The 15934-nt window shown below is 64.9% G+C and carries 13 protein-coding genes; all 13 read right to left on the bottom strand.

From position 1 onward, the window contains the following. Positions 1–29 precede the first annotated feature (29 nt). The 13 genes from ftsZ to ftsL all read right to left on the bottom strand — a co-directional run bounded on the left by ftsZ (position 30) and on the right by ftsL (position 15926). A complete protein-coding gene (gene ftsZ, locus ACQ3C8_RS12390) occupies positions 30–1223 on the bottom strand; it encodes a cell division protein FtsZ (RefSeq protein WP_009523795.1) in 1194 nt (397 codons plus the stop codon). 117 nt (positions 1224–1340) lie between these two features. Next, complete coding sequence (ftsA, locus tag ACQ3C8_RS12395) at positions 1341–2573, bottom strand: cell division protein FtsA (protein ID WP_009523794.1); 1233 nt, start codon at positions 2571–2573, stop codon at positions 1341–1343. Then, positions 2570–3421, bottom strand: a complete 852-nt coding sequence (locus ACQ3C8_RS12400; RefSeq protein WP_428851735.1) for a cell division protein FtsQ/DivIB — start codon at positions 3419–3421, stop codon at positions 2570–2572. Before ACQ3C8_RS12400 ends, ftsA begins: the two co-directional genes overlap by 4 nt. Before the next feature lie 13 nt (positions 3422–3434). Continuing rightward, entirely contained in the window at positions 3435–4397 is a 963-nt protein-coding gene (locus tag ACQ3C8_RS12405) for a D-alanine--D-alanine ligase (RefSeq protein ID WP_428851736.1), read from the bottom strand. After that, positions 4394–5833, bottom strand: a complete 1440-nt coding sequence (gene murC, locus ACQ3C8_RS12410) for a UDP-N-acetylmuramate--L-alanine ligase (RefSeq protein ID WP_428851737.1) — start codon at positions 5831–5833, stop codon at positions 4394–4396. The genes ACQ3C8_RS12405 and murC overlap by 4 nt, the downstream gene beginning before the upstream one ends. A 9-nt stretch (positions 5834–5842) precedes the next feature. Next, positions 5843–6913, bottom strand: a complete 1071-nt coding sequence (gene murG, locus ACQ3C8_RS12415; RefSeq protein ID WP_428851738.1) for an undecaprenyldiphospho-muramoylpentapeptide beta-N-acetylglucosaminyltransferase — start codon at positions 6911–6913, stop codon at positions 5843–5845. Further along, the gene (ftsW, locus tag ACQ3C8_RS12420; protein ID WP_009523789.1) at positions 6910–8151 is read right to left on the bottom strand and encodes a putative lipid II flippase FtsW; all 1242 of its coding nucleotides are present in this window, start codon (positions 8149–8151) and stop codon (positions 6910–6912) included. Before ftsW ends, murG begins: the two co-directional genes overlap by 4 nt. Then, the gene (murD, locus tag ACQ3C8_RS12425; protein WP_428851739.1) at positions 8148–9644 is read right to left on the bottom strand and encodes a UDP-N-acetylmuramoyl-L-alanine--D-glutamate ligase; all 1497 of its coding nucleotides are present in this window, start codon (positions 9642–9644) and stop codon (positions 8148–8150) included. The genes ftsW and murD overlap by 4 nt, the downstream gene beginning before the upstream one ends. Positions 9645–9696: 52 nt before the next feature. Further along, the gene (gene mraY / locus ACQ3C8_RS12430; RefSeq protein WP_428851740.1) at positions 9697–10866 is read right to left on the bottom strand and encodes a phospho-N-acetylmuramoyl-pentapeptide-transferase; all 1170 of its coding nucleotides are present in this window, start codon (positions 10864–10866) and stop codon (positions 9697–9699) included. Between the two features lie 32 nt (positions 10867–10898). Beyond that, a complete protein-coding gene (locus ACQ3C8_RS12435; RefSeq protein WP_428851741.1) occupies positions 10899–12287 on the bottom strand; it encodes a UDP-N-acetylmuramoyl-tripeptide--D-alanyl-D-alanine ligase in 1389 nt (462 codons plus the stop codon). A gap of 23 nt (positions 12288–12310) precedes the next feature. Further along, the gene (locus ACQ3C8_RS12440) at positions 12311–13855 is read right to left on the bottom strand and encodes a UDP-N-acetylmuramoyl-L-alanyl-D-glutamate--2,6-diaminopimelate ligase (protein WP_428851742.1); all 1545 of its coding nucleotides are present in this window, start codon (positions 13853–13855) and stop codon (positions 12311–12313) included. Continuing rightward, positions 13852–15615: a peptidoglycan D,D-transpeptidase FtsI family protein gene (locus tag ACQ3C8_RS12445; RefSeq protein ID WP_009523784.1), complete on the bottom strand. Its 1764-nt coding sequence runs from the start codon at positions 15613–15615 to the stop codon at positions 13852–13854. The genes ACQ3C8_RS12440 and ACQ3C8_RS12445 overlap by 4 nt, the downstream gene beginning before the upstream one ends. Then, a complete protein-coding gene (gene ftsL / locus ACQ3C8_RS12450) occupies positions 15612–15926 on the bottom strand; it encodes a cell division protein FtsL (RefSeq protein ID WP_009523783.1) in 315 nt (104 codons plus the stop codon). Before ftsL ends, ACQ3C8_RS12445 begins: the two co-directional genes overlap by 4 nt. Between the last annotated feature and the right edge of the window lie 8 nt (positions 15927–15934).

The following is a 15934-nucleotide window of genomic DNA, read 5'->3' on the forward strand; positions in this document are numbered from 1 at the left end:
CTCCGGTGCGCCACCGCCACGCGCGACGTTCAGTCAGCCTGCTTGCGCAGGAAAGCCGGAATGTCGTAGGTGTCCACACCCTTTTCCTGCAGCGCAGCCACATGCGCCGACGCGGTTTCCCGCGAGCTGCGCCACACGGCCGGCGTATCGAGACCGCTGTAGTCAGGCGACACGCCATTGCTGATGTTGCCCGGGCCCATGGCCGCGACCGGCACGTTGTCGGTACCGGTCTTGAGCAGCGTCATCGGTTGCGGCTGCTGCTTCTTGTTGGCGCGGCCCAGGCCGGTCGCCACCACGGTCACGCGCAGGGCATCACCCATCGAATCATCATAGACGGTTCCGAAGATGACGGTGGCATCTTCCGCGGCATAGCTGCGGATGGTGTTCATCACTTCACGCGTTTCCGACAGCTTGAGCGAACGGCTGGCGGTGATGTTCACCAGCACGCCGCGCGCACCGGAGAGATCCACGCCTTCCAGCAGCGGGCTGGCCACGGCCTGCTCGGCCGCCAGGCGGGCGCGATCGACGCCGGACACGGTGGCCGTGCCCATCATCGCCTTGCCCTGCTCGCCCATCACGGTCTTCACGTCTTCGAAGTCGACGTTCACCAGACCATCGACATTGATGATCTCGGCGATACCGGCCACGGCGTTGTGCAGTACGTCATCGGCGCACTGGAAGCACTGGTCCATCTCAGCGTCGTCGCCCATCACTTCGAACAGCTTTTCGTTGAGCACCACGATCAGCGAATCGACGTTCGATTCCAGATCGTTGGCGCCCGACTCAGCCACCTTGCCACGACGCGCGCCTTCGAACTGGAACGGCTTCGACACGACACCCACCGTGAGAATGCCCATCTCCTTGGCGACCTGCGCGACGATCGGCGCGGCGCCCGTGCCGGTACCGCCGCCCATGCCAGCGGTAATGAACACCATGTGCGCACCGCGCAGCGAATCGGCAATCTGGTCACGTGCCGATTCCGCGCACTGGCGGCCGATTTCCGGCTTGGCACCTGCACCCAGGCCTGTATTGCCGAGCTGCAGCACCTTGGACGCAGTCGACCGTTTGAGTGCCTGGGCATCGGTGTTCATGCAAATGAACTCCACGCCCTGCACGCCACGGCTGATCATGTGCTGCACGGCGTTACCGCCTGCACCACCGACGCCCACGACCTTGATGATCGTGCCGTCTTGTCCATCGCTTTCAATCATGTCGAATTCCATCACTGCCTCCTGAGAAAAATCAGTGGCCAAACGCTGCAGCCTCCCTGCTGCAACCCTTGGTTCCTGAACGTCACAACAACACTAGAAACCCTGTGCGCACCGAAGTTCCGGCACGCGTTAAAAATTGCCGAGAAACCAATCCCGCATGCGCTGCCATACCTGCTTGAACGAGCCGCTCTGCACGGCCACCTTGCGGCCACGCATGCGCTGCACGCGCCCTTCCTGCAGCAGGCCCATGACAGTGGCATAGCGCGGGCTCTTCACGACCTCGTGCAGATTGCCGCGATACTCCGGCACGCCGATGCGCACCGGCTTGAGGAAGATGTCTTCGCCAAGCTCGACCATGCCCGGCATCATTGCCGTACCGCCCGTTAGCACCACGCCCGACGACAGCAACTCTTCGTAGCCGGACTCGCGCACCACCTGGTGCACCAGCGAGAACAGCTCTTCCACGCGCGGCTCGATCACCGCCGCCAGCGCCTGGCGTGACAGCGTGCGCGTGCCGCGCTCGCCCACGCCTGGCACATCGATCATGTCGTCCGGATCGGCGATCACCTGCTTGGCGATGCCGTACTGCATCTTGATGTCTTCCGCATCCGGCGTCGGAGTGCGCAGCGCCATGGCCACATCGTTGGTGATCTGGTCGCCAGCGATGGGAATCACCGCCGTGTGGCGGATCGCGCCTTCGCTGAAGATGGCAATGTCGGTCGTGCCGCTGCCGATATCGACCAGCACCACGCCGAGTTCTTTTTCGTCTTCGGTCAGCACCGCCAGGCTCGAGGCCAGCGGCTGCAGGATCAGGTCATGCACTTCGAGGCCGCAACGGCGCACGCACTTGACAATGTTCTGCGCCGCGCTTACCGCGCCGGTCACGATATGCACCTTCACCTCGAGGCGGATGCCGCTCATGCCGATCGGCTCGCGCACGTCTTCCTGGCCGTCGATGATGAATTCCTGCGTCAGGATGTGCAGGATCTGCTGGTCGGTCGGAATGTTGACGGCCTTGGCGGTCTCGATGACACGGGCTACGTCGGCCTGCGTGACTTCCTTGTCCTTGATCGCCACCATACCGCTCGAATTGAAGCTGCGGATGTGGCTGCCGGCAATGCCGGTGAAGACCTCGCCGATCTTGCAGTCAGCCATCAGCTCGGCTTCCTCGAGCGCTTTCTGGATCGACTGCACGGTCGCCTCGATATTGACGACCACCCCTTTTTTCAACCCCTTGGACTCGGACTGGCCCATGCCGATGACTTCGTAGCTGCCGTCAGGACGCAGCTCCGCTACCACGGCCACCACCTTGGAGGTGCCGATGTCCAGACCGACCAGCAAGTCTTTGTACTCTTTGCTCATCGCGTTTTCTCTTCGCGTCGCGTTACTTGGTTATTGGCTTGCGCTTGTGCTTTTGCCTTGGCTGCTGCCGCTGCCTGGGCATCCGTCAAAAACCGTACATTGGCAGCGCGGATAGCGAAGCCGTTCGAATAGCGCAGGTCTGCGTACTCGATCTGCTTGCCCCATTGCGCCACCACCTGCGGCCAGGCCTGCACGAAGCGCGACACGCGTGCTTCCAGCTCGGCCCGGTCCTGCTCGTTCTGCTCCCGCCCCAGTTCGATCTGGGTGTTGTTCGACAACCTTGTCCGCCATGCATAGCGGTCCGTCAGCGTCACGCCCAGCGGTTCCACCCCCATCGGCTTGAACCATGTGCGCAATTGCTCGAGGCGCTCGACCACGTCGCGCTCGGAACCGTCGGGTCCAGCGAGCGCCAGCAGCCGGGCATCGTCTTCGGCTTCGGCCAGATTGGCGACGAAAACCTCGCCATGCACGTTGACCAGCCGCGCCGTCTCGCCGCTGCCCCAGGTGCCCAGCACCACGTGCTCTTCCAGCTCCACCAGCAGGCCGTTCGGCCATTCGCGCCGCACGCTGGCACGCCGCACCCAGGGCACGGATTCGAAGGCATTGCGCGCGCCATCGAGCTTGAGCGTGAAAAAATTGCCCTGCAGCTTCGGCACCGCATTGGCCCGGATCGACGGACCGTTGGTATGGCGCAGCGTGCTGCCCTCGGCCGGGACGATGCGGATGTGCGAAATCGCAAACACCGGCCGCTGCACCAGCCACATCAGGCCGGCAGCCACCACCACGAGCGCCAGCACCGCATAGAGGGCGGTGGCGATCATGTTGAGCAGGCGCGCGTTATGCCACATGGTGTCCTTGGCCTCAGTCCGGTTTCCAGTCTTGCGTCGGTCGCAGGTCGAGCTGCGCATCCGCCAGCACCTGCAGCGCGAAATCTTCGTAGCTGATGCCAGCCGCTCGCGCCGCCATCGGCACCAGCGAATGGCTCGTCATGCCAGGCGAGGTGTTCATCTCCAGCAGGTACGGCTTGCCATTGGCGTGGCTGAGCATGACGTCGGCGCGCCCCCAGCCCCGGCACCCCAGCACGCGGTACGATTCGACTACCAGGCGCTGCACCTCGGCTTCGACCTCGGGTACGAGACCCGACGGGCAGAGGTAACGCACGTCGTCCTTGAAGTACTTGTTCTGGTAGTCGTAGTTCGCCTCCGGCGCAACGATCCGCACCACCGGCAGGGCACGTGCCTCCGCGCCGGTGCCCACGACCGGGCACGTCAGCTCATCGCCCTCGATGAAAGTTTCCGCAATCACGTCGCGGTCGAGCTTGGCAGCGCGCGCATAGGCAGCCGGCAACATGGTCGCATCGGTCACCTTGGTGAGCCCGATGGATGATCCTTCACGCGCCGGCTTGACGATCAGCGGCAAACCCAACTCCGCGACCACATCATTCCAGTCACTGTCCGCACGCAACATGCGGAACTTGGGCGTCGGCAGGCCATGCGACATCCACAGTCGCTTGGTCGCCTGCTTGTCCATGGCCAATGCAGAAGCGAGCACACCGCTGCCGGTGTAGGGAATACCGAGCATCTCGAGCGCGCCCTGGATCGTCCCGTCCTCGCCATAGCGGCCATGCAACGCGATGAAGACGCGCTTGAAGCCCGCTGTCGCGAGATCGCCCAGCGACTGGGTCGCCGGATCGAAGGCATGTGCGTCGACGCCGCGCGACCTCAGGGCAGCCAGCACGCCATTGCCCGACATCAGCGATACTTCGCGCTCCGCGGAGCGGCCGCCGAACAGGACACCAACCTTGCCGAAATCAGCCGGATTCATGCCTGCCCTCCATCCGGATGCGCGCCCGAGGCCGCAGCCTCGGCAAGCGCCACGACCTGCGCGGCAACGGCGCCAATCGAGCCAGCGCCCATAGTAATCACGACGTCGCCCGGCTGGGCAGTGTCCACAATCGACTGCGGCATGTCTTCCATGTTTTCCACGAACAGCGGTTCCAGCTTGCCGGCGACGCGCAGTGCGCGCGTCAGTGCACGCCCGTCGGCAGCGACGATGGCACTCTCGCCCGCCGCATACACGTCGGAGAGCAGCACGGCGTCCGCCGTGCCCAGCACCTTGACGAAATCCTCGAAACAATCGCGCGTGCGCGTATAGCGATGCGGCTGGAAGGCCAGCACCAGACGACGCCCTGGAAAGGCGCCGCGCGCCGCGGCGACGGTGGCGGCCATTTCCACAGGATGGTGGCCGTAGTCATCGACCAGCGTAAACGTGCCTCCGCCCTTGAGCGGGACTTCGCCGTAACGCTGGAACCGCCGCCCCACGCCATTGAATTCGGCCAGCGCCTTGACGATCGCGGCATCCGGCACTTCCAGTTCGGTGGCGATGGCAATCGCCGCCAGCGCATTGCGCACGTTATGTTCGCCCGGCAGGTTCAGCACCACTTCCAGTTCCGGCTCCGGCGTGCCATTCAGCTGACGCCGCACAGTAAAGCGCATGGTGCCGCCTTCGGCACGCACATCAACGGCCCGGACCTGCGCTTCCGGCGACAGGCCATAGCGGATCATCGGCTTGGACACTAGCGGCAGGATTTCGCGGACATTGGAGTCATCCACGCACACCACGGCAATGCCGTAGAACGGCAGGCGCTGCGTGAATTCGATGAAGGCCTGCTTGAGCCGTGCGAAATCATGGCCATAGGTGTCCATGTGGTCCGCATCGATGTTGGTGATGACCTCTATCACCGGCTGCAGGTTCAGGAACGAGGCATCGGACTCATCGGCTTCGGCCACGATGAAATCGCCCGTACCGAGGCGCGCGTTGGCGCCGGCCGAATTGAGCCGGCCGCCAATGACAAAGGTCGGATCCAGTCCACCTTCCGCCAGCACCGAAGCCACCAGGCTCGTGGTGGTGGTCTTGCCGTGCGTACCAGCAATGGCGATGCCCTGCTTCAGGCGCATCAGTTCGGCCAGCATCACGGCGCGCGGCACCACGGGAATGCGCTTGGCGCGTGCCGCCAGCACTTCGGGGTTGTCGCCACGCACCGCGGTCGAGATCACCACCGCATTCGCGCCGTCGATGTTTTCGGCAGCATGGCCGTGCGTCACGCGTGCCCCGAGGCTAGCCAGGCGGCGCGTCACGGCGGTATTGCCGAGATCGGAGCCCGAGACCTTGTAGCCGAGGTTCACCAGCACCTCGGCAATGCCGCTCATGCCGGCGCCACCGATGCCCACGAAGTGAATGTTCTTGACGATGTGTTTCATCGCGTTCGTTTAATCCTTTGCAACCTGTTCACAGACCTGCGCGACCCGTTCGGTCGCATCGGTCCGCGCCAGCGTGCGCGCCTTGTCGGCGTACACAGCCAGCTGTTCACGCGTGAGCGCACTCAATGTCTCCGCCAGCCCCTCCGGGGTCAGGTCGCGCTGCTGGATCAGCATCGCTGCGCCAGCATTTGCCAGGAACTGCGCATTGGTTGTCTGGTGATCGTCCACCGCAAACGGGAATGGCACGAACAATGCCGCCACGCCGGCAGCCGCCACTTCGGACACGGTCATGGCACCGGCCCGGCAGATCACCAGGTCGGCTTCGCCATAGGCCGTTGCCATATCGTCAATGAACGGCACGGTCTCCGCCGTGACCGCCACTGCGGCATAGTTGGCGCGCAAGGCGTCGATCTGCCGCGCGCCAGCCTGATGCACCACCACCGGCCGCATGGCTGGCGGCAACAACGCCAAGGCCTTCGGCACGTTGTCGTTCAGCGCCGTTGCGCCAAGGCTGCCACCCACCACTAGCACCCGCAGCGGGCCCGAGCGAGCGGCATAGCGCTGTGCCGGCGACGGCAGCGTACCCAGCGCGGCGCGGATCGGGTTGCCGGTCCACTCGCTGTTCGGCAGCGCATTGGGGAACGCGCACAGCACGCGGTCCGCCACCTTGGCCAGCACCTTGTTGGCTAGCCCGGCGATCGAGTTCTGCTCATGCAGCACCAGCGGCCGCCCCAGCAGAACGGCCATCATGCCGCCCGGGAAGGTGATGTAGCCGCCCATACCGAGCACCGCGCTTGGCCGCACGCGGCGCACGATACGCAGGCTCTGCCAGAAGGCACGCAGCAGATTGAGCGGCAACAGCAGCTTGGTCATCCAGCCCTTGCCGCGCAGTCCGCCGAAACGCACCGCTTCCATGCGGATGCCATGCTTCGGCACGAGTTCGGCCTCCATGCCGCTGGGATTGCCCAGCCACACGACATTCCAGCCGCGCGCGCGCAACGCCTCGGCCACGGCCAGTCCGGGGAACACATGCCCCCCGGTGCCGCCGGCCATGACGAGCAGGGTGCGCGCTGCGCTCATACCTTCCCTCCACGCATGAGTACGCGATTCTCATAGTCGACCCGCAGCAACACCGCCAGCGCAACGCAGTTCATCAGGATGCCGGAGCCGCCGTAACTCACGAGCGGCAGCGTCAACCCCTTGGTCGGCAGGACACCCAGGTTCACGCCCATGTTGATGAACGCCTGCCAGCCGATCCAGATGCCGATGCCCTTGGCCACCAGTCCGGCGAAGGTCCGGTCGAGCTGCAATGCTGTGCGGCCGATGTCGAATGCCCGGCGCACGAGCCAGTAGAACAACACGATGACCATGGTCACCCCGACAAAACCGAACTCTTCGCCGATTACGGCGAGGATGAAGTCGGTATGCGCCTCGGGCAGGTAGTGCAGTTTCTCGATGCTGCCGCCAAGGCCGACGCCGGTCCATTCGCCGCGCCCCAGGGCGATCAGCGAATGCGTGAGCTGATAGGCCTTGCCGAGCGCGTGGTCTTCGCTCCACGGATCGAGGTACGCGAAGATCCGGTCGCGCCGCCACGGCGAGGCCACGATCAGGAGCGTGAAGGTGCCGACCGCAATCGCGACCAGTGCGCTGAACAGCTTGCCGCTGACGCCGCCGAGAAACAGGATGCCCATGGCGATCGCGGCGATTACCAGGAATGCACCCATGTCGGGTTCGAGCAGCAGCAGCATGCCCACTACCGCCACCGCGATCCCCATCGGCAGGAACCCCTTGCCCACACTCTGCATCCATTCCTGCTTGCGTACCGTGTAGTTGGCGGCGTACAGCACCACGGCCAGCTTCATCAGTTCGGATGGCTGAAAATTCAGGATGCCAAGTGGAATCCAGCGGCGCGCACCATTCACGCCCTTGCCGATGAACGGCACAAGCACCAGGATCAGCAGCACCAGCGCCACCACGAACAGCTTGGGCGCATAACGGTCCCACACCTTGACGGGAATCTGGAAGGCAATAAGCGCCCCGGTCAAGCCGATACACAGGCTGATCAGATGACGTGCAAGAAAATGCGTTTCCCTGAAGTTGGCATACTTCGGCGAATCCGGCAGCGCGATGGATGCCGAGTAGACCATCACCAGGCCCAGCGACAGCAGCATGATGACGACCCACATCAGCGGCTGGTCGTACTCCATCATCTTCGAGCGCGTCGGCTTGACGCCGGACACCACGTCGCGCAATCCGCCCCAGGCATTGCCAATGGTGGCGCCGATGAAGCCGCTGCGCTTCATTTCCATATCGCTCATAGCATTCCTCCTCGCGCCAGCGCGACGTCTTCGACGGCGCTGCGGAAAACCTCGGCACGATGCGCATAGTTGCGGAACATGTCGAGGCTGGCGCACGCCGGCGACAACAGCACCACGTCTCCTGCTTGCGCAATCGACGCCGCGAGCTCGACGGCGGCTTCGAGCGTGGCCGCATCCTCGATGCGGATGCCGGTGGACGACAGCGCCGTCCGTATCGCGGGCGCATCGCGGCCGATCAGGATGACGGCGCGGCCATACTGCGACACCGGCAAGGCCAGCGGCGAGAAATCCTGCCCCTTGCCTTCGCCGCCGGCGATCAGCACGGTGGGTTTCGCCAGGCCGTTGAGCGCGGCAACCGTCGCGCCGACATTGGTGCCCTTGCTGTCGTCGACATACTCCACCTCACCGATGGTGGCGATCAGTTCGACACGATGCGGCTCGCCACGATAGGCGCGCAGGCCGTGCAGCAGGTGGTTGAGCGGCAGGTCGATGGCGCGGCACAGCGCCAGTGCCGCAAGCGCGTTGGCGGCATTGTGCAGGCCGCGGATCTGCAGGGCGTCAGCCGGCATCAGGCGCTTCAGGCACACCGCCACCGGCGCGGCGTCCGCGCTCTCGCTCTTGCGGCGACGCGGACGAGCTTCTTCTTCCTCGGCGGCCTCGGCGACAGCGAGCCACGGCATGCCATTGTCCCGCAGCAATCCGAAATCTCCGACGACCTCCGGCTGATCCGTACCGAACGTCACCATCTGCGCGGCGTCCTGCGCCATGCGCATGACCATGAGGTCATCGCGGTTCAGGACCCGCACGCTCTGCGGGCCGAAGATCTTCTGCTTGGCAGCCGCATAAGACTCCATCGAGCCATGCCAGTCGAGGTGATCCTGGGTGATGTTGAGCACGGTAGCCGCATGCGGATTGAGCGAATGCGTGGTCTCGAGCTGGAAGCTCGACAGCTCCAATACCCAAACATCCGGCAGCGTCGCCTCGGCGATGCAGTCCGACAGCTTGTCGAGCGCCGACGGGCTGATGTTACCCGCCACCGCCACGGTACGGCCGGCGCGACGCACCAGGCTGCCGGTGAGGCTGGTCGTGGTGGTCTTCCCATTGGTGCCGGTGATGGCCAGCACGCGTGGCGCGTAACCGCTCTCGGTTTCAAGATGGCGCAGCGCCTGGGCAAACAGTTCGATCTCGCCCCACACGGGCACATTGGCTTCGCCGGCCGTCGCCAGCAGCGCAGCCGTGTCCGGCTCAAGCGGCGACAGGCCCGGGCTGACCGCGACAAGCGTCATGCCGTCCAGCAAGGCCGGCGTCAACGGACCGCCAGCAAATTCGGCCTGCGGTGCGGCCGCTTCCAGTTGCGACAGGTTCGGCGGCGCGCTCCGCGTATCGGCCACGCGCACGCGGCAGCCATAGCGCGCGCACCAGCGTGCCATGGCCAGCCCGGATTCGCCCAGACCGAGTACCAATACGGAAGGTTGTTGAAGCTCGCCGAACACCTGAATCGTTTCCTTGTAGTTGCCTTGTGATTACGTGATAGCCGTGTGCGGATTACCGCAGTTTCAATGTCGACAGACCGATCAGCACGAGCATCAGCGTGATGATCCAGAAGCGCACGGTGACCTGGGTTTCCTTCCAGCCACTGAGCTCGAAATGATGGTGCAGCGGCGCCATGCGGAACAATCGTCGTCCCTCGCCATAGCGTCGTTTGGTGAACTTGAACCAGGTGACCTGCAGCATCACGGACACCGTCTCCACCACGAAGATGCCACCCATCACGAACAGCACGATTTCCTGGCGCACGATCACGGCGATGGTGCCGAGCGCGCCACCGAGCGCGAGCGCGCCGACGTCACCCATGAAGACCTGGGCAGGATGTGCGTTGAACCACAGGAACGCCAAGCCCGCACCAGCCAGCGCGGAACAGAAGATGAGCAGCTCGCCCGCGCCCGGAATGTGCGGGAACAGCAGGTACTTGCTATACACGGCGCTACCCATCACGTAGGCGAACACGCCGAGGGCGCTGCCGACCAGCACGACCGGCATGATCACCAGCCCGTCGAGACCGTCAGTAAGATTCACGGCATTGCTCGACCCGACGATGACGAGATAGGTGAGCACGATGAAACCGGCCACGCCGAGCGGATAGCTGATCTCCTTGAAGAACGGCACCAGCAGGTTGGCCTGGTGCGGCAGGGTCAGCGTGAAACCGCTCTGCACCCAGGCCACGAACAGTTCGAATACACGCGCGTTGCTGGTCTCTGACACGGAAAAGGCGAGATAGATCGCGGCGAACAGGCCAATGGCCGTCTGCCACAGGAATTTTTCGCGGCTCGACATGCCCTTGGGGTCGCGATAGACGACCTTGCGGTAATCGTCGACCCAGCCGATGGCGCCGTAACCGACCGTGACAAGCAGCACGATCCACACGAAGCGGTTGCCGAGGTCAGCCCACAACAGCGTCGAGATGGCAATCGACAGGATGACCAGGACGCCGCCCATGGTCGGCGTACCGGACTTGACCAGATGGCTCTGCGGTCCATCGGTCCGCACCGCCTGCCCGACCTTAAGCTCGGTCAGCTTGCGGATCACCCACGGACCACACGACAGCCCGATCACCAGCGCAGTGAGGTTGGCCATCACTGCGCGGAAGGTCAGGTAGTTAAAGACGCGCAGAAAACTGACATCGTCTTGTAACCATTGGGCCAGGGCTAACAACATGCTGTATTTCTTCCTTCGTCCCGTTGCCGGGGTTATCCGTGATGTTCCGTATGCGCGGCATCAGCGGCCAGCGCCGCCACTACGCGTTCCATGCGCATGAAGCGCGAACCCTTCACCAGCAGCGTGGCGCTGCGCGCCGGTGTCGCCAGCTGGGTGATTAATGCCTCGGCGTCCGCGCAATGCACCGCCGTCTTACCGAATGCCGCGGCGGCGTGGGCCGCCAGTTCGCCCGTGGTGTACAGCTGCTCGATCCCTTGCTGCGCGGCGTATGTACCGATCTCGCGATGGAAATCCACGCCCGCGCTGCCGACCTCGCCCATATCGCCCATCACCAGCACACGCGGTGCGGGAAAGGCCGCCAGCACGTCGATAGCCGCACGCATGGAGTCCGGATTGGCGTTGTAGGTGTCATCGATGACCGTGGCGCCGCTGCGTGCATGGCGTACCTGCAGGCGTCCGGCCACCGGCGCAAATCCTTCGAGGGCGCGGATGATGGCATCCGGCGCAACGTCTGCGGCGAGCGCGCAGGCTACCGCCGCGAGCGCATTGCGCACGTTGTGCAGGCCCAGCAGTGCAAGATGGAACTCGAACGACACGCCGCCGGGTGCGGCGACCCGCACGCGCTGCAAGCCGGCCTGCAGCGTGACGCTGCCGTGCACGGCGGCGCCGGGTGCGAGGCCAAAATCCAGAATGCGGCGCGTACCGGCGGCCTCGCGCCACAGGGCGGCATAGGTCGCTCCGCCTTCAGGGTCGGCCGGGAACACCGCCACGCCGTCGGCCGGCAAGGCGCGCAGCACATCGCTATGTTCCTGCGCCACGGCTTCCACGCTGACCATGAATTCCTGATGTTCGCGCTGGGCGTTGTTGATCAGTGCAATGGTCGGCTGGGCGATCTGCGCCAGATACGCGGTTTCGCCCGGATGATTCATGCCCAGCTCGAGCACGGCCAGCTGATGTCCGGGGTGCAGCCGGAACAACGTGAGTGGCAGGCCGATGTCGTTGTTCAGGTTGCCTTGCGTCGCCAGCCGCCCGGCCTCGCCCGCTGCCTCGGCAAAGATCGCGGCGATCATTTCCTTGACCGTGGTCTTGCCGTTACTGCCGGTCACCGCCACCACGGGCAGCATGAAGCGCTTGCGCCAGCCGGCGGCCAGTTGGCCCAGCGCCAGACGGGTATCCGGTACCACCAGCGCGGGCACGGCAAGATTGTCGGGCACGGCAGAAACAAGCACCGCGGCAGCGCCGGCCTGGACCACATCGCCAAGGAAGGCATGCGCATCGAAGCGCTCGCCCCGCAGCGCGACGAACAGATCGCCAGGCTGCACCTTGCGGCTGTCCGTCACCACGCGCTGGAACACCACGTCGCCACGGCCATGCACGCTTGCGCCGTCGAGGCAAATCGCAGCCTGCGCGAGAGTCATCATGCCTGTCTTCATCGTGCCCACCGTCATCGCGCACCTCCGCGCGCCGCAAGTGCCAGGCGCACGTGCTCCTGATCGGAGAACGCCAGCTTGCGACCCTGGATTTCCTGCGTGGCTTCGTGTCCCTTGCCGGCGACCAGCACCACATCGCTGTCGGCAGCGTGCTTGAGCGCATAGAGGATCGCGGTAGCACGATCTTCGATGCGCTGCACTGCGCGGCCCGGCGGCAAGCCTTGCGCGATCTGCGCAAGGATCGCGAGCGGCGGCTCGGAGCGCGGATTGTCGCTGGTCAGCACGATCTCGTCGGCCCTCGCTGCGGCCACCTGGCCCATCAAGGGGCGTTTGCCCGCATCGCGATCGCCGCCACAACCGAATACGCACCACAGGCGGCCCTGTCGGGCGTCGGCCAGCGGGCGCAGGGTCTGCAATGCCTTGTCGAGCGCGTCAGGGGTGTGCGCGTAGTCGACCACTGCCAGCGGCGCACCATGACCGCCAAATTGTTCCATGCGACCCGGCACGGCCGACAGGACACGCAGCTTGTTGATCGCCGCCGACCACTTCATGCCGGCCGCCAGCAAGGCGCCGAGCACGGCCAATGCATTGCTCAGGTTGAACTGCCCGATCACCGGCAATTGCACGCGGCTTTCGCCCAGGTCGCTGCGCAACAGGCATTCAGTGCCGGTGTCGCCCGCACGCACATCGCTGGCGCTGAGCCAATGGGCGGCACCATGCATCGGCGCGGCATCGCCGCCGATGCCGTACTCCCAGGCGGTGACCGTGGCCGGCAAACCGGCCAGCAGGGACTGCCCGAAGGCATCGTCGCGGTTGATCACCGCACAGGCCAGCCCCGGCCAGGTAAACAGCTGGCGCTTGACCTCACCATAGGCGGCCATGGTGCCGTGATAGTCAAGATGGTCCTGTGTCAGGTTGGTAAACACTGCGGTATGGAATGGCGTGCCGGCAACGCGTTGCTGCTCGAGGCCATGCGAGGACACCTCCATGGCGACAGCCTTGGCGCCCTTGCGGGCAAACCCCGCCAGCGTCCGCTGCAGCTGCACGGCATCCGGTGTGGTGAAACCAGTCGCCTGCACGGCGCCAGGCAGGCCCGAACCGAGGGTGCCGATCATCGCGCACGGCTTGCCGGGTTGGCTGAGCGCCTGTGCGAGCCAATGGCTGCAAGACGTCTTGCCGTTCGTGCCGGTAATACCGACGATGTGCAGGGACTGGCCGGCATTGCCATACCAAAGTGCGGCGCACTCGCCCGCCAGACCGTGGAGCCCGGGTACGAGCAGCAGCGGCACGGTGCAATCGACCGGACCCGCATAGGCATCGGCCTCGGCGACGATGGCAGCCGCACCTGCGGCCACGGCTGCGGCGATATGCGGCCGACCGTCGGAATGATGATGGGCATTACCCACCCGGTAGCCCAGGAACACATCGCCGGCCTGCACCGTGCGCGTATCGCTGGAGAGCTCCGCTGTCGCGGCGACATGCGTGCGCAGCCATGCCACGATACCTGCGGCATGGGCATTGGCGGGCGACAGATGTTCGATTGGCAGGAGGCGCGTCATTCGATGCTCTCCTCGACGGCGTCCGCGACCACCAGTTGCGTCACCGCGGAATCGGGCGGGACATTGAGCGTGCGCAGCGTGTTGCCGATGATCGACGAGAACACCGGGCCGGCGACCACGCCACCGTAGAATGATCCCGCCATCGGCTCATCAAGCATCACCGCGACAATGACGCGCGGATTGCTCATGGGCGCCATGCCGGCGAAGAACGCACGATACTTGCGCGCCGCATAGCCTTTGCCTTCCTGCTTGCGCGCCGTGCCGGTCTTGCCGCCCACGCGGTAGCCGACAGTCTGCGCCTGCGGTGCCGTGCCGCCCGGCGCGGCTGCCATCTCGAGCATGCCGCGCACCGCGCGGGCCGTCTTGGGTGAAATCACCTGCGTGCCGCTCACCTCGCCATCGACCTTGGTCATGGAGACGGGAATCAGCTCACCGTCGCGCGCGAAAATGGTATAGGCGCGGGCAATCTGGAACAGCGAGGCCGACAGGCCGTAGCCATACGACATGGTGGCCTGCTCGATCGGCTTCCAGCTCTTGTAGGGCCGCACGCGTCCCGCCACAGCGCCCGGAAAGCCAATCTTCGGCGCCTGGCCGAGGCCGATGCTCTGGTACATCTCCCACATGTCTCGGGCGTCAAGATTCAAAGCGATCTTGGTCGTGCCGACGTTACTCGACTTCTGGATGACACCCGCCACCGTCAGTGCGCCATAGTCGTGCGTGTCGTTGATGGTGTGCGAGCCCATCGTTAGCCGACCGGGCGCTGTCTGAATGATGCTCTCGGGGCGGACCTTGCCTTTTTCGAGCGCCAGCGCGATGGTGATCGGCTTCATCGTCGAGCCCGGCTCGAAGGTGTCGGTCAGCACGCGATTGCGCAGCTGCTCGCCGGACAGGCGGCTGCGATCGTTGGGGTTGTAGGTCGGCCAGTTGGCCAGTGCCAGCACCTCGCCGGTCTTGGCGTCGAGCACCACGGCACCGCCAGCCTTGGCCTTGTGCTTTTCGACTGCCGCCTTCAGTTCGTTGAAGGCGAGATACTGGATCTTGCTGTCGATCGACAACTGCAGGTCCTTGCCTTCACGCGGGGCCTGCAGCACGCCGATGTCCTCGACGATACGGCCGAGGCGGTCCTTGATCACCTGCCGCTGGCCCGGGCGGCCAGCCAGCTCCGACTCGCGCGCCAGCTCCATGCCTTCCTGGCCCTTGTCCTCGACATTGGTGAAGCCGACGATATGCGCCATGGCTTCGCCTTCGGGATAGAAGCGCTTGTACTCGCGCGACTGGTAGACGCCGTCGATCTTGAGTTCGGCGATCTTCTCGGCCACATCCGGCAGCACCTGGCGCTTAAGGTAGACAAACCCCTTGTCCTCGGAGAGTTTGCGGCGCACTTCCTTTTCGTTGCTGCCGAGCAGCTGGGCAAGTTGTCGCAGCTTGGCGGCCGGCACGTTAGACGGTACATCTTCCGGCACAGCCCAGATGGCCTTGACCGGCAGGCTGGTCGCCAGCACCAGGCCATTGCGGTCGAGAATCTTGCCGCGCGTGGCCGGCATCTCGAGCGTCCGCTGAAAGCGCTTCTTGCCCTGTGCCTCGTAAAACTGATTGCCAGGCCCCTGAATCCAGAAAGCGCGCGCCGTCAGCGTCGCGAAGGCGGCGAACATCAGGAACACCACGAGCTTGGAGCGCCACATTGGCAGCCGCAAACCGAGCACCGGGCTGGCGGAGAACTGGCCCTTGCGCGGGCGGCTGTTGGGTCGAGCCATGCTCATTGCCCAGCCTCCGGCGCCGATGCCGGCACGGACGCAGCAGGCGGCATCGCGAATCCGGTCAGGTACTGGGTGCGGCCCGGCGCGATCGGCACCATGCGCAACTGGCTGCGCGCCGCCTCGGCGATCCGGGCGCTCTTGCCGAAGGCGCTCTGTTCGTACTGCAGGCGCGACCAGTCGATATTCAGCTGGCGCTCTTCATTCTGCGCACGCTCGAGCTTGACGAACAGCGAGCGCGCCTCATGCTGGGCATTGACCAGCGCCAGCGCACACAGCACCAGGGCGATCAGCAGGAAGAGGCTCAGGCGGTTCATGTCCGTAC

Source organism: Imbroritus primus (assembly GCF_964332355.1).
GTDB lineage: Bacteria > Pseudomonadota > Gammaproteobacteria > Burkholderiales > Burkholderiaceae > Imbroritus > Imbroritus primus.